General features: G+C 42.5%; 12 protein-coding genes. 3 read left to right on the top strand and 9 right to left on the bottom strand.

All coding sequences use genetic code 11. The annotated features are described in order from the left end of the window. Positions 1-240 precede the first annotated feature (240 nt). The 5 genes from EI161_RS00965 to xthA all read right to left on the bottom strand — a co-directional run bounded on the left by EI161_RS00965 (position 241) and on the right by xthA (position 4879). A complete protein-coding gene (locus tag EI161_RS00965) occupies positions 241-639 on the bottom strand; it encodes a DUF4377 domain-containing protein (protein ID WP_192524781.1) in 399 nt (132 codons plus the stop codon). 309 nt (positions 640-948) lie between these two features. Further along, positions 949-2103, bottom strand: coding sequence for an IS200/IS605 family element RNA-guided endonuclease TnpB (gene tnpB, locus EI161_RS00960; protein WP_192523927.1), 1155 nt, complete (start codon positions 2101-2103; stop codon positions 949-951). Next, positions 2103-2498, bottom strand: a complete 396-nt coding sequence (gene tnpA / locus EI161_RS00955; RefSeq protein ID WP_192523926.1) for an IS200/IS605 family transposase — start codon at positions 2496-2498, stop codon at positions 2103-2105. The genes tnpB and tnpA overlap by 1 nt, the downstream gene beginning before the upstream one ends. Before the next feature lie 276 nt (positions 2499-2774). Further along, positions 2775-3998: a bifunctional glutamate N-acetyltransferase/amino-acid acetyltransferase ArgJ gene (argJ, locus tag EI161_RS00950; protein WP_192523925.1), complete on the bottom strand. Its 1224-nt coding sequence runs from the start codon at positions 3996-3998 to the stop codon at positions 2775-2777. Positions 3999-4057: 59 nt separating this feature from the next. Then, the gene (gene xthA / locus EI161_RS00945) at positions 4058-4879 is read right to left on the bottom strand and encodes an exodeoxyribonuclease III (RefSeq protein ID WP_192523924.1); all 822 of its coding nucleotides are present in this window, start codon (positions 4877-4879) and stop codon (positions 4058-4060) included. A gap of 241 nt (positions 4880-5120) precedes the next feature. Here xthA and EI161_RS00940 point away from each other — a divergent pair, with 241 nt between their 5' ends. From EI161_RS00940 to EI161_RS00930, 3 genes are all read left to right on the top strand, one after another. Beyond that, positions 5121-5696 carry a thioesterase family protein gene (locus tag EI161_RS00940; RefSeq protein WP_192523923.1) on the top strand — a complete coding sequence of 192 codons (576 nt, stop codon included), beginning with the start codon at positions 5121-5123 and terminating at the stop codon, positions 5694-5696. 448 nt (positions 5697-6144) lie between these two features. Next, positions 6145-7842, top strand: coding sequence for an AMP-binding protein (locus tag EI161_RS00935; protein WP_192523922.1), 1698 nt, complete (start codon positions 6145-6147; stop codon positions 7840-7842). Positions 7843-8247: 405 nt separating this feature from the next. Then, on the top strand, positions 8248-9948 hold the full coding sequence (locus tag EI161_RS00930; RefSeq protein ID WP_192523921.1) for an AMP-binding protein: 1701 nt from the start codon (positions 8248-8250) through the stop codon (positions 9946-9948). Between the two features lie 113 nt (positions 9949-10061). Here EI161_RS00930 and EI161_RS00925 read toward each other — a convergent pair whose 3' ends face one another. From EI161_RS00925 to EI161_RS00910, 4 genes are all read right to left on the bottom strand, one after another. Beyond that, positions 10062-10931: an SDR family oxidoreductase gene (locus EI161_RS00925; RefSeq protein WP_192528775.1), complete on the bottom strand. Its 870-nt coding sequence runs from the start codon at positions 10929-10931 to the stop codon at positions 10062-10064. Between the two features lie 380 nt (positions 10932-11311). After that, the gene (locus tag EI161_RS00920; RefSeq protein WP_192528774.1) at positions 11312-12070 is read right to left on the bottom strand and encodes a histidine phosphatase family protein; all 759 of its coding nucleotides are present in this window, start codon (positions 12068-12070) and stop codon (positions 11312-11314) included. Between the two features lie 47 nt (positions 12071-12117). Further along, a complete protein-coding gene (locus EI161_RS00915) occupies positions 12118-13398 on the bottom strand; it encodes a phosphotransferase family protein (protein ID WP_192528773.1) in 1281 nt (426 codons plus the stop codon). Between the two features lie 238 nt (positions 13399-13636). Continuing rightward, positions 13637-14887, bottom strand: a complete 1251-nt coding sequence (locus tag EI161_RS00910; RefSeq protein ID WP_192528795.1) for an acyl-CoA dehydrogenase family protein — start codon at positions 14885-14887, stop codon at positions 13637-13639. Positions 14888-15002 lie beyond the last annotated feature (115 nt).

The following is a 15002-nucleotide window of genomic DNA, read 5'->3' as shown; positions in this document are numbered from 1 at the left end:
ATACCAAACCCAAAAAGTACGATGAGCTGTATCAAACTCGTTTAATCTATAGTACGTAGCACTTGCACTCGTTTTCCTTGCTACTCTAATTTTTGTGAATGCTATTATAATATAGTCAGTTCACTTAACAATATAACGAGGCTAATTGATAAATTTATCAGCCTCGTATATAGATAAGACATAAAAAGACCTCTAATTAATTAGAGGTCTTTTTTTATAATCAAGATAAGTGGTTAGCAGTTACTCAGCCGTTTTTGAGATAACTTCGTTTAGCATCCAAACTGGCTGGACAACGTTAGAGCCTTCAGCCGTCACTGCTTCTTGACGTACGTCTAGCATGTAGCGATAGTTTGGCTCATAAGTAAAGCCTTGGATGTTACCGTTAAGCGACGTGAAGTTTCTTTGACCAGCCTGACGATACTGTAGGCACTGTGACTCAATCTTGTTACCGTCAGATGCCGTTAGATCACAAACTGCTTTGCGCGGTGCTACTTCTACCTTAAAGCTTGGAATATTGACTACCTTAACGTTCATAGGTTGGCCTTCGACAACCATTGTACGCTCGTTATCCATACCCATCGTAGAACAACCTGAAAGGGCAAAAGTCGTCATCAATGCTGCAAGTGCTAATTTTTTCATTATTCAATCCTCAGTTAATTGCTATTAATTATTATTGCCTACTTAAGCTCATTATTTTGAACATCTTATAATGATTGATATATGCTCAAAACACATCAGGCGATATCAGTAAGGTCATCTATCGTTTACTAGAACCAAGTATAGGTCGCAAATTACCTTACTCTCTACAACTGGTTTGTAAAGTAACGTCAGCTTTTGCAACTGATGTTAATAATACGTAATGAACTACCCACTACTTTAGAAGTAGGGGTTTCTTAGGTAATGCTCATACTTGATACGATATTCTGTATCAGAGGTTAAGCAAATTTACTAAGCTAACCCTGTCGCACCGACAGTTTTTGAGTGTTTAGCTAGTATCAATCCTTGGTTTAAGATATTGATACTGGCGTTAAGGTCGCGGTCATTTTCTTGCAAACAACTTGGACAATTCCAAGATCGCACCGACAGCGGTAATTCAGCTTTCGTTAGCAAGTGACCACAGTTTGAGCAGGTCTTAGAGGATGGATACCACCGGTCTATTTTGACAAGCGTTTTACCGTACCACTCTGCTTTATAGGCCAGCATGGTGGTGAATGACGACCATGAGCTGTCCGATATGGCTTTGGCAAGCTTCCTGTTCTTAACCATACCCTTTACATTCAAGTCCTCTATGGCAATCACATCGTGGTTTTTGATGATGTTGAATGAGAGCTTATGTAGAAAGTCTTTGCGGGTATTGGTTATTTTCTCATAGACCTTGGCAACTTTTATTTTTTGCTTCTGATAATTACGGCTCTCTGACAGCTTGCGCTGATCCGCTTTGGCAACCGCTCTGCGCTTGGCTAAAATCTTTTGTTCTCGCGCCAGTTTGTCTTGCAGCTTTGCTAGAAACTTAGGATTGGCAACTCTACATCCGTCCGATAAGACGATAAAGTCTGTCAATCCTAAATCAATACCGATGTTTGATTGGGTTTTTGGTAGCTCATTAACAATAGTTTCGACTAACAGGCTGGCAAAATACTTACCTGATGGGGTACGGCTGATGGTGGCGCTCTTAATCAAGCCGTTTATTTTATCGGGGAATTTGGCATTGATATGACCGATTTTCGGCAGTTTAACGGTGCTGTCTGTGATCGCTACCGTTCCTTTCTGATTGTTGGTGGTATAGCTGTCTTTAATGCCTTTTTTCTTGAACTTAGGGAAGCCAGTACCACCTTTAAAGAATTTACTGTAGGCAGCTCTTAGGTTTTGTTGAACATTGGCTAGTGCCAAGCTATCGACTTCTTTGAGCCATTCAAATTCTTTTTTGTACTGAGCTGGTGTGTTGTTTAAGGTGGTTTTAGTGGCTTGGTAATAATCAATCTTGTCGGCAAGCATCCTATTCCAAATAAAGCGCGTGCAACCAAACGACTTAGCAAAGAATATCTGCTGATCCTCGTTTGGGTACAACCTGACTTTATAGGCTTTAAGGATTTGCTTAGTCATTATTTACCTTGATCAACGATATATTTTTTAATAACTTCAAGAGGCGCACCGCCAGTCGTGATTAGGCAGAATGATTGCGACCAAAACTTATCTTCCCAAAGCTTGGTTTTAATCTTAGGAAATTCTTTTTTCAATAATCGACTGCTTGCTGATTTATAGGTGTTAATGAATTTACTAATTTCGGTTTTGGGGTGTGCTTTGAATAAAATATGAACATGATCTTTGTCGTGATTCCATTCAACAACATCAATCTTATAATCGGGTGCAATGCGCTCAAAGATAGCTTTTGCTCTGTCCGATACTTCGTCATCAAAAACCTGTCTACGGTATTTAGTTACTAAAATTAGATGGTAATTTAGCAGAAAGACTGAATGATAATTAGTGTCTAAAAGCATTTGATTATAAGGCCTTTATATAAATAGACTGAATTAGATATTTATCATATAATAATAATCACGCAAGGTCAAACGCATTCACCCCACTACCTTAGAGGTAGGGGATTTCTGCGGTAAAATGTTAAATAGAATAGTAAATTGATACCAACCAAGATACAAACAGCAAAAAGCCAGAGTATTATCGACTCTGGCTTGGGGATACAGTGATTTATAAAGCTTATTAATACTAGGGCATATTCAACAGCAAGCCATAAAAACTTATAGCATTAGCAGCCTTTAACTACGATAATCAGCATTTATTTTGACGTAATCGTACGATAAGTCACAAGTATAAACCGTATCACTGGCATCGCCACGTGCTAGGTCGATATGAATGGTAATCTCAGGGCGACTCATTACCGTATTACCCGCCGCCTCCGTATAACTTGGTGCGACGCCACCGTTTTGACAAATCATCACTTCGTCTAGATAGACATCGACCTGCTCTGTATCGAGGTCTTCAACGCCTGCATAACCAACTGCAGCTAAGATACGGCCCCAATTGGCATCACTGGCGAAAAACGCTGTTTTCACTAAGGGTGAATGGGCGACGGCATAAGCCACATCACAGCATTCTTGTGTTACCTTGCCGCCAGTAACTTTTACAGTCATAAACTTAGTAGCGCCTTCACCATCACGTACAATCAACTGCGCCAGACGGACAAACACTTCGGTCAATGCTGTCAATACTGGCTGATAATGTGGATGCTCAATGCTATCAATGACCTCTGAGTTCGCTGCGCCTGTCGCTATCAATACACAGCAGTCGTTAGTAGAAGTATCACCATCGACAGTAATGCGATTAAAAGATTGCTCATTGATGGCGCTTAGCATCTCTTGTAATAAATCAGCAGCGATATTGGCATCCGTTGCCACATAGCCGAGCATGGTAGCCATGTTAGGGCGTATCATTCCTGAGCCTTTTGACATGCCAGTAATGTGATAACTACTCCCAGAAACATCAACTTTTTGGCTGGCAAGCTTAGGAATGGTATCAGTAGTCAGGATACCATTCGCGGCGGCGAGCCAATTATCAGGTGCTAAGTTAGCCAAGGCATCATCTAAACCAGCAATGACTGCATCGCTATTTAACGGCTCACCAATCACCCCAGTAGAGAACGGCAAAACGGTATCGGTAGCCACGCCAGCTTTGTCTGCCAATGCAGCGCAGATATCTACAGCACGGCGCTTACCATCAGCACCCGTACCAGCATTAGCATTACCGGTATTGGTCACCAAATAACGCGGCGAGACTTTAGCAAAGTGCTCACGTAACACTCGCACAGGCGCAGCACAAAAGGCGTTCTTAGTGGTGACAATCGCAGTGGTGGCGGTATCCGCTATTTCAATCAGCACCAAGTCATCACGATCTTTATAACGTACGCCCGCTGCGGTGGCGCTTAATTTTATACCTTTAATAGGATAAATAGTATTAGGTACTGCAACGTTGCCAACGGCCATAGTGAAATCCTTATGTTTTAATTTTTATCATCATTTATAGAAAGAGAGAGACGAACCTATCATTTACTTAAATCAAACGCTGACCAAATTGGTGCATGATCAGACGGTTTTTCCATGGCACGTAGCTCGTAACTGATGCCTGCATCGACACAATTATCGACTAAATCTGCGGTGCACAAGATATGATCGATACGTAAACCGCGCTTAGGCTCATCGTTGAAGCCACGACTGCGATAATCAAACCAGCTGTATAACTCGGTACTCTCTGGATAATGCAAACGATAAGTATCAGTCAGCTCACGCGCCATAAGGTCACTATACCACTCGCGCTCCTCTGGCAAAAAGGAGGTTTTTCTATTTTTAAGCCAGCGTTTGGCATTGACTTCACCAATGCCGATATCGATATCTTCAGGTGCCACATTCATATCACCCATAATGACAAGCGAGCGCCCTTCTGCTTTTAAAGTGTCGATATACTTTATCAAATCGGCATAATAAGCGCGCTTCATCGGAAACTTGGTCGGATGATCTTGGCTCTCCCCTTGTGGAAAGTAACCATTGAGCACATCAATCTCACGCCCTTGCAGCTCGTAGCGTGCATGGATAAAGCGTTTTTGTGCGTCTTCATCTTCACCAGGAAAACCTTTTTGTACAAAAATAGGCGCAACTTTGGACAATAATGCGACGCCGTAATGGGCTTTTTGACCAAAATATTCGACGTGATAGCCCAAACTTTCCACATTTTCAAGCGGAAATTGCTCATCGTGAACTTTGGTTTCTTGTAGCCCCATGACGTCAGGATCGATTGTCTCTCGCACTGACTCAAGCTGATGCTGACGAGCGCGAATACCATTGACATTAAAACAAACAAAACGGGTCATAAACTATCCTATACTGATTGATTGAAATGGGGTTTTGATACGAATATATGAGATACCGCCAAATGTAAGCGACTATGATAACAGACGTAGACCAACCTATCTGTTGCGTGCCTTTATATCTTAAGCTAGAGTAGTTATTATTGGCAGAATTATTAGGGTCTGTATAGAATTCAACCCCTAAGCAACGCTTGGTAGAAAAAGACTTCACCAAATAAAACTTATTAAAATATTGAGCATTTTTATGACAACCACTATCCACAAAAGTACCAACGCAGCGGCGACTATGAATAATGAAACCACACCACTATTTGCGACAGATTATAAGGTGTATATTAACCATACTGATGCGGGCGGTATAGTCTATCACGCCAATCATTTGGTCTTTTTTGAAAACTGCCGACGTGATTGGTTTACCAAGCTGGGTTTGAATGGTTATTTCTTACAGACTGATGCTGGTGACGTGCAGCACTTCGTCGTAAGCCAAGCAGACTTACAATACAAAAAAGCCATTCTCTTAGATGAAGTTATCAATGTGCGCATCGATAAAGTCGAGCTAAAACCTGCCAGTATTATATTCTATCAAAGCATCCATCGTCATACAGCAGATAACAATGCCAAAACTAGCAACAGCTTATTAAGTAGCACCAAAATTGTCATTGCCTGCGTACAAAACCAAATTAGACCAGAATCGATATCTAAAGATAAAATCGGTAGCAACGATACTGGCGCTACTGCCACCCCCATGCGCCCCATCCGTGTACCACAGACCCTACGCACCACTATCGAGCAAGCGATAGCACAACATATTGCTGAGTAATTTTTCAAATCACGGCCTAAAGATGAACAACCGTTTATTGTTACAATGACGGTTTTAGTGTCCACTCCTTAACCTCTAAATACATTCATTTATAGCTATATTGTATGTACTGAGCAGTACGCGCATGTTAATAGTGTATTTACATAGATTCATGCTAATGTATTGCTTAAATGTATCATTTTATACTTAATACATTATTTTTAGTGATAGGTAATCAGTAAGAGATCTTATTTAAGCGTATTTTCTAAAATTCACTCATTAGACTTTCACACTTTTATCATTCATCGCAACTGAACGAAGTAACAAAACTTAGCGGTCCGTCAATAGATAAGGATATTATCGCTCTCAGCGGCAAACGATTTACGTCAGCGCTGATAAGTTTTATTGACACGGATATGGCTGCTTTATTACACAATCCCACCCTATTTAGAACTTCAAGGACGCTGACATGACGCCGAACAAACCTTGGCTTGCCCAATATCCCAATGGTGTACCTAAAACGATCAACCCAGATAAATATGGCAGCATCATGGAGCTGTACGAGGAGTGCTTTGATCGCTTTCGTCTGCATCCGATGAGTATTTGTATGGGCGTTACCCATACCTACGATGATATTGATAAAGCCTCACTTGCCGTTGCAGCATGGCTACAAGCGCAAGGGTTGCCTCAAGGCAGTGTGGTGGCACTCATGATGCCAAACGTACCGCAATATTTGCCGACAATGATTGGTATTTTGCGTGCTGGTTACGTTTGTACCCCTGTTAACCCGCTATATACCGGTCGCGAGCTCCGTCATCAACTAAATGATTCAGGGGCTCAAGCTATATTTGTGGTCGACAACTTCGCTCAAGCACTCGAGCAAGTCATTGAAGAGACCAATATCAAACGTATTGTCTTATCAAAAATGGGCGACATGATGGGTCTGAAAGGTATTCTAGTGAATACCATCATCCGTCAAGTTAAGCGTTTAGTACCTAAATACAACCTTAATGACCCTAAATATGACGTCACCAAATTACCTGACGTGCTCAAAAAAGGTAGAAACCTGCCTTTCCAAAAGCCAAAAATGACTTTGGATCAAAAAGCCTTTTTACAGTACACCGGTGGTACGACGGGGCTATCAAAAGGTGCAATTTTATCTCAGCGTAATATCGTCGCAGCTGCTATGCAATCAGAAGCATGGACACGGCCTATTACCTCAGAGATCAACGAGGTTTATATCAATATGGTCATGGCGTTACCGCTGTATCATATTTTTGCCTTTATGCTTAGCTCACTCGGTATGCGCTCGGGTTATACTTTTATTCTGGTACCTAATCCACGTGACATACCAGGGTTTGTCAAAACATTATCAAAACAGCCGTTTCATATTTTCCCTGCGGTTAATACCTTGTTTAAAGGGTTGCTGGATAATCCAAACTTTAAAGACTTGGATTTTAGCTCATTGCGTATCTCACAAGCTGGTGGTATGGCTGCGACAGAGCAAACTGCCAAACGCTGGCTTGAGACGACAGGCTGTGCCATGATTGAGGGCTGGGGTATGACTGAGGGTGTTGCCGTGGGTACAGCCAACGTCGTCACTGATCGTAAGTTCAACGGCACTATTGGTGTTCCCGTTCCTAGCGTAGATATTGTTATTATTGATGACGAGGGCAATCGCGTTGGGGTCAATCAGGCAGGCGAGATGTGCGTAAAAGGCCCTAACATCACCTCAGGCTACCTCAATAGAGACAGTAGCGACGACTTTACCAGCGATGGATATTTCCGTACTGGCGATATCGTCAGCATGGATGAAAAAGGCTACTTTAGACTATTGGACCGCAAAAAAGATATGATTCTGGTCTCAGGATTTAACGTCTTCCCAAATGAAGTTGAATCGGTCATGCTCGATTATGAGGGTATTATTGATTGTGCGGTGATTGGCATTCCTGATGAGCGTCAAGGCGAAACAGTCAAAATATATGTTATCCCTGCAGACAATAACGTGACCAAAAGCGCTATCAAAGAGTTTGCATTAGACAATATGACGGGCTATAAATGCCCACGTCATATCGAGTTTGTCAGCGAGCTACCAAAAAGTAATGTGGGTAAAGTACTGCGTCAAAAACTCCGCGAAAAACACATGGCAGATAACCCTCAATTCTAAATGATATAAAACCTATATCGTAACAAGCGCCTTACATAATATGTGAGGCGTTTTTTCCTTAACCCCTTGATGCCTAACTGAGAAAAACGTTCATTTCAGCTTACCAAACATCCTGTCTTCTCTATTTTGCAACATATATTCTTTGGTTTATCAAACTTAATAATAAACTATCAAGTTCTTGTATGAAAATAACGGAATCAATGGTAATTATGTTAATGTGTTGCCAAAATATGTCACTTAGTTAAATATCATTATATAGAGGTTACCGTATTTCAGCAGTCTGTGAATAAATGGGATAGCACGCGACAATCCATTGCCCTCAAAGCGATGACTGGTATTGTTGACATGGATGTGACTACTTTCTTATAAAACCTTAACTTATCTCAACATTTAAGGACACTAAATATGACAGTAGATAAACCTTGGCTCGATCAGTACCCTCAAAACGTACCAAAAACTATCAACCCTGATCAGTATGAAAACCTCATAGAGCTATATGAAGAATGCTTTAACCGTTTTCGTATGCACCCAATGACTATCTGTATGGGCGTCACTCATACGTATGGTGATGTCGATAAAGCCTCTCTTGCCATAGCGGCATGGTTACAAGCGCAAGATATCCCCAAAGGTAGCGTGGTGGCAGTTATGATGCCAAACGTACCACAATACTTGCCGACGATGATTGGTATTTTGCGTGCTGGCTACGTCTGTACCCCTGTCAACCCGCTATATACGGGTCGCGAATTGCGTCATCAACTAAATGATTCGGGCGCTCAGGTTATTTTTGTGGTCGACAACTTCGCTCAAGCACTCGAGCAAGTGATCGAAGAGACCAATATCAAGCGTATTGTCCTATCAAAAATGGGCGACATGATGGGACTAAAAGGTATTTTGGTTAATACCGTTATCCGTCAGGTTAAGCGTTTAGTGCCTAAGTATAATCTTAATGACCCTAAATATAATGTTACTAAATTTCCTGATGTATTAAAAAAAGGCAAAAACCTACCTTTTAAAGCACCAACAACCGCCCTACAACAAAAAGCTATTTTGCAATACACTGGTGGTACGACAGGGCTATCTAAAGGGGCTATATTGACTCAGCGTAATGTCGTCGCTGCCGCCATGCAGTCAGAAGCCTGGTATCGCCCTGTCACTTCAGACATCAATGAAGTGTACATCAATATGGTCATGGCGTTACCGCTGTATCATATTTTTGCCTTTATGCTCAGCCTTTTGGGCATGCGTTCAGGGTATACCTTTATACTGGTACCCAACCCACGCGATATGCCTGGTTTTGTCAAAACGTTATCCAAACAGCCGTTCCATATCTTCCCTGCGGTTAATACGCTATTTAAAGGACTACTGGATCAACCAACCTTTAAAGATTTAGATTTTAGCTCGCTACGTATTTCACAAGCTGGTGGTATGGCTGCCACTGAACAGACGGCAGCTCGCTGGTTAGAAGTCACTGGCTGCCCGATGGTTGAAGGTTGGGGTATGACCGAAGGTGTGGCGGCTGGTACGGCCAATGTCATCACTGACAGAAAGTTTAACGGCACCATAGGCATACCAGTACCTAGTGTCGATATCATCGTCGTAGATGATGAAGGTAACCGTGTAGGCTTACATCAAGCTGGCGAGATGTGTATCAAAGGGCCAAATATCACCTCGGGCTACCTTAATAAAGACAACACTAATGATTTTACCAGCGATGGTTATTTCCGTACAGGCGATATTATCAGTATGGATGAAAGGGGTTACATCACCCTACTTGATCGCAAAAAAGACATGGTTTTAGTCTCAGGATTTAACGTCTTCCCGAATGAGATCGAATCTGTCATGCTGGATTATAAAGGTATTGTTGATTGTGCGGTAATTGGCATTCCTGATGAGCGTCAAGGCGAAGCGGTCAAAATATATGTGGTGCCTGCAGACAATAACGTGACCAAAAGTGCTATCAAAGAGTTTGCATTAGACAATATGACGGGCTATAAATGCCCGCGTCATATCGAGTTTGTCAGCGAGCTACCAAAAAGTAACGTGGGTAAAGTGCTGCGTCAAAAACTACGTGAAAAACACATGTTAGACAACCCTCAAGCTTTATAGCCTCCAAAACGATAAAAGCCCTCCACATGTGATGTGGAGGGCTTTTTTGATCTTATTTTCCGCTTACTCTAATGCCAATATAGTCGTTCTAACTTAAAAATAATACAGTGTTGCTAACTGACTTTATTCACTATTTGTAATGGTAAATGCTTCATTGCTTGACCGACGATCGACCACGGTAAACTTGGCACACAAGCTTCCTCTACTCCAGCTTCAATCGCTGCAACGATGGCTTTAGTGCCCGTATCTGCATCCACTTCAAATGGTAATGGTTTGGCATTGGTATTGATTTCGGTACGGATATAACCTGGATAAATAGTAGAAATCTGAATCGGCAGTTTGGTTAACAACATATCAGCACGAATGCCTTCCGCTAGATGAGCCAAGCCCGCTTTACTCGCCCCATAGGCTGTCAGATGCTTAGGCAGTCCGCGCATCGCTGACATGCTCGATATCACCACCAGATGTCCACTATTTTGAGCGCGGAAAATATTCATCGCCGCTTCGCACTGTGCCAATGCTGATACAAAGTTGATCTCAACCGTACGGCGGTTAGTATCAAAGCGGCCTTTGCCAATACGGCGGCTATCACCAATACCCGCATTAACCACCACACGGTCTATATGGCCAAAATCAGCCACAAACGCGTCAAACACTTCAAAGATCGCCTCATAATCGCTGACATCTAGCACGCGATACTCAATACGAATATCAGGATATTGTGCCGACAATTCTGTTTTTAGCCTTTCTAGTCGCTCAGTACGCCGCGCACAAATGGCCAAGTTATAGCCAAGCTTAGCAAATAACCTTGCCATGCCCTCGCCCAATCCTGAGCTAGCACCAGTGATTAAAACCGTTTTGCCATGGCCAATCTGCTGCTTATTCAAGCCTTTTAGATAACGCGCTGGCTGTATGGCACCAAATAATTGATCTTTACTTTTAATAGCCGTTTTTGCCACTAGGCTCATTAACTTATGTTGCATGAACAGTCCCTTATTTCTCCATATCGATATCAAGATAGCGCGAAGCCTCTCGTTTGTCTATCTGGCTTTGGTATTATTTGAGCTGATAATGCATTTATTATAAATCCTGATGATAGCGACTCTGATTATAAACGTCATGGCTAGATATTTATATCAGAACTGTATAAGTAGCAGCGTTATTTGAGTTTGACTATAGTCAGTCTTTCATAAAATAAGTACAAATATTATAACGCGCTACTGGGATAAATTTCCCTTGCTTGCTGTGCCGGCGCAGACAGAGGCAGCGCAAAACTTATCCCAGTAGCACTGTATTTGTTTTATAGTGGATCGACTATACATAAGAGCTTATTAAAAGACGTGGCAAAAAACTGCCTGTTATTTTAACGCCACGTCACAAAGCGTTTGCCTTCAGCGAATAAATGACTATATTCATTTAAAGACAATAAGCGTGTACTTTGCTCCTTGAAGGTAATAGACGTTACGCCAGTATTGACCAAGCTTTTATTGAGTTGATAAGCGGTTTGGCTGCCCTGCTGTAACAATTGTGCGGTGATAGCCGCGATGATGCCGCCAGAAGTAAAGACTAACACGGTACTATCTCGCTCTAAACCCATCTTTGCCACTTGCAAGCGTACTTGTTCAAGCGCCAGCGTTGCCCGCTCATTAAACTGTGTCCAGCTTTCGATATAATCATGATCATTATCACCGCCATGCCAGCGCTGCATGGCCTTATCAAACAGCTCAGCCAAACGCGTCACTGGTATATTCGCTTTAGCAAGCTCAGCTGTGATGGCTCCTTTACTAGCAAAGGCAGGATTGGACTTGATAAACACGTCTTTATGATTAAACTCATCAAATTGTGGCAGCACATAGCTGTCTGGTATATTTAGGTCGATTGCAGATGTGCTAGGTATATTGCTATTATCGTCAAAAGATGACTGATAACGCTCCCAAAAATGACGGGCCGAATCCTGCTGCCTGACCAAGCTGCCAGTAAAAATAGCATCGATTTGGCGCTGAGTAGTCGCGTAGTGCTGACCCAGCATTTGTGCCTGTTGCTCACCAAGCTTTGAAAGCTGATCGTAATTTTCTTGACCAAATGAGGCTTGACCATGACGTGCTAAAAGTATGGTTGTCATAAAATACTGCCTTATCACTGATATTTCTTGAATTTTACTTAAACTATTTATTCTTCAGGCTTTTGAGTGGTTTGCGCAAAATAGCTTTTTGGCAAAATACCTTTAATAACAGTTTGTACGGGGTTTGGTAGCTGTTCAACGGTGGCAGCATCGACGCCCATATCTTGCAGATGCGGCTGCACATGACTGGTAAATAGCGCCTCTCCTTCATACTGAGCAATCAGTTTAAGACATTTGGCATGTAGTACATGGACGATAATCCAAAAGTTCTTAAACGCTGGATTGGTGGTTTGTTTATGATAGTAGCGATAATAAATTTGTTGAACGATACCCGCCAGACGGAATAGACCAAAGACCTCATAAAAAGTCCAATTTTCTATCTCTAACCCCGTCTGCTCAAGATAATAAGCAACAACTTCATCGCGGGTCATCATACCCTTTAGGTGAGTTGGCTGACGGCGTGACTGCTGCATGATGATATTGTCATCTTCTTCAATCCAGTACGCTAATGCGCTACCCAAATCCATCAAAGGATCGCCAAGGGTCGCCATCTCCCAATCAAGGACGCCAATGACTTTGGTCGGATCGTCAGCTGCCAAAATCACATTGTCAAAGCGCCAATCGTTGTGTATGACACAGGTTTTACTATCAGCAGGTGTATGCTTACCAAGCCACTGCCGTACCAATGCAAAGCTTGGCACGTTAGGGGTTTTGGCTTTAACATAGCGCTTATCCCAGCCACTAACTTGGCGCTCACAGTAACCATCGCCGCGACCCAGACTCACCAAATCAGGGTGTTGTTTGTAATCCACTTGGTGTAGCTCCACCAAAGCATCGATGACATTGGTACATAACTTACGTGTTTGCTCGGTATCTAAATCAACCCCTTTTGGTAAATTGGCACGAGGAATAATACCTTCCATACGCTCCATCACGTAAAAATCTGCACCGATAACGGCTTCGTCAGTACACAGCGCCACCATTTTTGGCACATAAGGATAAACATTTTCTAGCGATTTTTGTACCGTATATTCGCGCACCATATCATGCGCCGACTTGGCTTTAGTGCCTTTTGGTGGACGACGTAAAATCAGGTCTTGGCTGTTATCCAAGCTTTTATTTTCATATTGTAAGCGGTACGTCCAGTTAGAGGCACCACCTGAGAATTGCGTTACGGTAGGCGCGCCTTCTATCTCAACACCTTGAGCTCGTAGCCATTCACTGACGGCTTTAGCATCAAGCTCCTCGCCTTCGCGAACAGCGCCCCCTTTATCCAGTACTTTATCTGATATTTTATTATTATTTTTAACATTATTAGCAGTTGCCATGAGACATTCCTTATCTTGTGGTTATTGTTTAAGGGTTAAAAATCCACTATCAAATATTCGATAGTGAATTTTCATCAACCTTTTTTTAAACTTATTCTCTATTTAATACCATTCACAAAAATTAGAGTAGCAAGGAAAACGAGTGAAAGTACTACGCTTTGTAGACTAAACGAGTTTGACACAGCTAATCTTACTTCTTGGGTTTGGTATAAACTATAAGCTCAATAACATTCTATAATTATGATTTAGTAGGTTTCGACGGACGTTTAAAACCCTGACGCTTTAATTCTAATTTGGCAATCATGGTTTTATGCACTTCATCGGGACCATCTGCTAAGCGTAGCGCCCGTGCTTGGGCAAAGAAGCTTGGCAATAATGTATCTTGGCAGACACCCATGCCGCCATGGATCTGAATCGCCATATCGACCACTTCTTGCAATACCGTTGGGGCAACGACTTTAATAGCAGAGATTTCCGTTAAGGCCGCTTTGGTGCCTTGCGCATCCATTTTTTGTGCGGCATATAAAGTTAATAGGCGTGCTTGATCAATTTTGATACGAGCGTCAGCGATACGTTCAAAATTACCGCCTAATTGAAGCAATGGCTTACCAAAAGCGGTGCGCTCCATGCCGCGCTTAACCGCCAATTCTAATGACTTTTCAGCAGCCCCAATACAACGCATGCAATGATGAATACGACCTGGCCCTAAGCGACCTTGGGCAATTTCAAAGCCCATACCCGGCCCACCGATAAAGTGACTAACTGGCACACGTACCTCATTAAAACTGACTTCGCCGTGACCATGCGGCGCATCGTAATCACCGAATACTTTGAGCATACGCTCGATATTGACGCCCGCTGTTTTTGCTGGCACTAAGACCATAGAGTGCTGATGGTGACGGTCTTTATTTTCATCGGGGGTATATGCCATGACAATCAACACGTCAACCGCTGGATCACCAAGACCCGATGACCACCATTTACTACCATTGATGATAATCTCATCACCTTCCACGACAGCCGTCGCTTGCATATTGGTCGCATCACTAGAAGCCACATCAGGCTCAGTCATACAAAACACCGAGCGCGTTTTACCTTCTAATATCGGCGTCAACCATTTATCCTGCTGCTCTTGTGTACCATAGCGCCATAACAATTCCATATTGCCGCTATCAGGCGCATTACAGTTAAATACATAAGGCGCTAATAAACTACGACCAGTCAGCTCAGCAATCGGTGCATAATCAGTAACCGACAGCCCTGCACCCAACTCATCATCAGGAAGGAATAAGTTCCATAACCCCGCTTCACGCGCCTGCTTACGTAAGCTCTCATATTTTTCAGGCCACTGCCATGTTGTCCAGTCACCATCAGGATTTTGCGCTTCACGGTCTTGCCAGAACTGCGCTTCTATTGGTTCAATATGGGTTTCAATAAATGCTTTAACTTTGGCGTGCATGGCTTGACCATGTTCTGTGGCCGTAAACATTAATGTATCGGTAGACATAGCTGACATCCTTTTTCTTGCTGGTTGTTGATTATCTTCATCAAATTTTTTACTAAAACTTGATGAGACTCTTATAGTGTACGTACGTATACTCTTT

Origin of the sequence: Psychrobacter sp. FME5, from assembly GCF_014861375.1 — a bacterium.
GTDB lineage: Bacteria > Pseudomonadota > Gammaproteobacteria > Pseudomonadales > Moraxellaceae > Psychrobacter.
This window is presented reverse-complemented; position numbering and strand designations above follow the sequence as displayed.

Coding starts and splice junctions, on each gene's coding strand:
- EI161_RS00935 (WP_192523922.1), top strand. CDS start 6,145: ATGACGCCGAACAAACCTTGGCTTGCCCAATATCCCAATGGTGTACCT.
- tnpB (WP_192523927.1), bottom strand. CDS start 2,103: ATGACTAAGCAAATCCTTAAAGCCTATAAAGTCAGGTTGTACCCAAAC.
- tnpA (WP_192523926.1), bottom strand. CDS start 2,498: ATGCTTTTAGACACTAATTATCATTCAGTCTTTCTGCTAAATTACCAT.
- EI161_RS00940 (WP_192523923.1), top strand. CDS start 5,121: ATGACAACCACTATCCACAAAAGTACCAACGCAGCGGCGACTATGAAT.
- EI161_RS00915 (WP_192528773.1), bottom strand. CDS start 13,398: ATGGCAACTGCTAATAATGTTAAAAATAATAATAAAATATCAGATAAA.
- EI161_RS00910 (WP_192528795.1), bottom strand. CDS start 14,887: ATGTTTACGGCCACAGAACATGGTCAAGCCATGCACGCCAAAGTTAAA.
- argJ (WP_192523925.1), bottom strand. CDS start 3,998: ATGGCCGTTGGCAACGTTGCAGTACCTAATACTATTTATCCTATTAAA.
- xthA (WP_192523924.1), bottom strand. CDS start 4,879: ATGACCCGTTTTGTTTGTTTTAATGTCAATGGTATTCGCGCTCGTCAG.
- EI161_RS00965 (WP_192524781.1), bottom strand. CDS start 639: ATGAAAAAATTAGCACTTGCAGCATTGATGACGACTTTTGCCCTTTCA.
- EI161_RS00920 (WP_192528774.1), bottom strand. CDS start 12,070: ATGACAACCATACTTTTAGCACGTCATGGTCAAGCCTCATTTGGTCAA.
- EI161_RS00925 (WP_192528775.1), bottom strand. CDS start 10,931: ATGCAACATAAGTTAATGAGCCTAGTGGCAAAAACGGCTATTAAAAGT.
- EI161_RS00930 (WP_192523921.1), top strand. CDS start 8,248: ATGACAGTAGATAAACCTTGGCTCGATCAGTACCCTCAAAACGTACCA.